Annotated in this window: 1 protein-coding gene; it reads left to right on the top strand. The window is 71.7% G+C overall.

Going from position 1 to position 1630, the window contains the following annotated elements; genetic code table 11:
- The first annotated feature begins 225 nt into the window (after window positions 1-225).
- Entirely contained in the window at window positions 226-1329 is a 1104-nt protein-coding gene (locus QMG73_RS46085) for an acyl-CoA dehydrogenase family protein (RefSeq protein ID WP_281906504.1), read from the top strand.
- Window positions 1330-1630: the final 301 nt, after the last annotated feature.

Genomic DNA, 1630 nt, shown 5'->3' with positions numbered 1-1630 from the left:
GATCCGTTCCCGCTCCAACGCGGACAATCTCTCTGCCACAACCCACTCCTACCTGCAGAAACGTGGGTGTTGCAGCCAGATCTTGAAACCGCCCCTGGCGACGGTGGAGCGCCAAGATTCACGACTCGGCAACCGCGCGTGGCCTGGCGGCCGTGGATTTTGGTGGGCCGGCGTCTGGCGGGTCGGGGGCGCGGGTGAGGTGGTCGAGGTGGGTAGCGTGGCCTCGTGAACGACCTGATCGAGAAGGCGCGGTGGATCGCCGACGAGGTGCTCTTTCCTGCTGCGCTGGACGTCGACGGCTCTGGCGTACTGCCGGCGGGCCACCTTGACCTGCTGGCCCGCGAGCGGTTCTACGGCATGGCAGGGCCGACCGAGGCGGGTGGTCTGGCGATACCGGATCTGGCGACCGCTGCTCGGCTGGTCGAAGTGTTGGCTAGCGGCTGCCTCGCGACGACGTTCGTGTGGATGCAGCACCACGGTGCGGTCCGGGCGGTGGCCACTGCGGAGCGCGCCGACCTGAGGGAGGAGTGGCTGGAGCCGCTCTGCCGCGGTGTGCGGCGAGCCGGGGTCGTGCTCGCTGCGCTTCGGCCCGGACCGCCGTCCGTGCGGGCGACCGCCGTGCCGGGCGGGTACCGGCTGAATGGCGCGGCGCCCTGGGTGACCGGCTGGGGAATGATCGATGTGCTGCACGCCGCCGCGCGAGACGAGAGCGACACGGTGGTGTGGTCGCTGATCGACGCGGTGCCTGGGCCGACGCTGGCCGTGCGGCCGCTGCGCCTGGTCGCCGCCGATGCCAGCTCGACGGTCGAGGTGCGTTTCACCGACCACCTCGTACCGGCCGATCGCGTCACGGGCACCCTCCCGTACGCGGACTGGCCCGCCCGCGACGCCGCTGGCCTGAGGATGAACGGCTCCTTCGCGCTCGGTGTCGCCGCACGCTGCGTCACCCTGATGAGCCCGCCCACCGCCGGCCCCGGCACGGCGCCCGGCGGCGCATCCATCGGCGGGCCTCGCGTTCCGGTCGGTGCGGGCAGCGCGCCGGCCCCGGGCGGTGATGGGCCGGGACCTCTTCACGCGGAGCTGGCGAGCCGCCGGAACGCACTCGACGCCGCCACGCCCGAGGAGCTGCCGGCGGCTCGCGCGGCGGCCTCGGAGTTCGCCATGCGTGCCGCGACGATCCTGGCGGCGACGGTCGGCGCCCGGTCTGTGCGGCGCGACGACCATGCCCAGCGGTTGGTGCGCGAGGCGATGTTCCTGCTGGTCTTCGGCTCGCGGCCGGCGATTCGAGCGGAACTTCTGGCCCGCCTCCAGCGGGCGCCCCAAGACTAGGTTCTGTTGCGGGCGGCCGCCGGCGGCGCCGGGTCGTCGCCTGAACCTCGCCTCGCACCCGCAAGGTCCAGGCGGTGGCAGGCCCAGTGCCGGCTGCGTCCGCATGGGCGGCGACCGTCGCGCCAGTGCTCTTGGGCCGTGCCGATCAAGGGAAAATCGCATGGATCATGGCCAAATGCACGCGGTTTTGAGATCGAACCACGTGCATTTGGCTCTTCGCCCCGATGTGTGGGTTGGGGTCGGGTTGGTGATTGGGGCACGCCGTTGCCTGGCCTAGGTTTCGGACTGTCTGACGGTTCGA

The organism is Phytohabitans aurantiacus (assembly GCF_027923225.1).
In the GTDB taxonomy this organism is placed as follows: Bacteria; Actinomycetota; Actinomycetes; order Mycobacteriales; family Micromonosporaceae; genus Phytohabitans; species Phytohabitans aurantiacus.
This window is presented reverse-complemented; position numbering and strand designations above follow the sequence as displayed.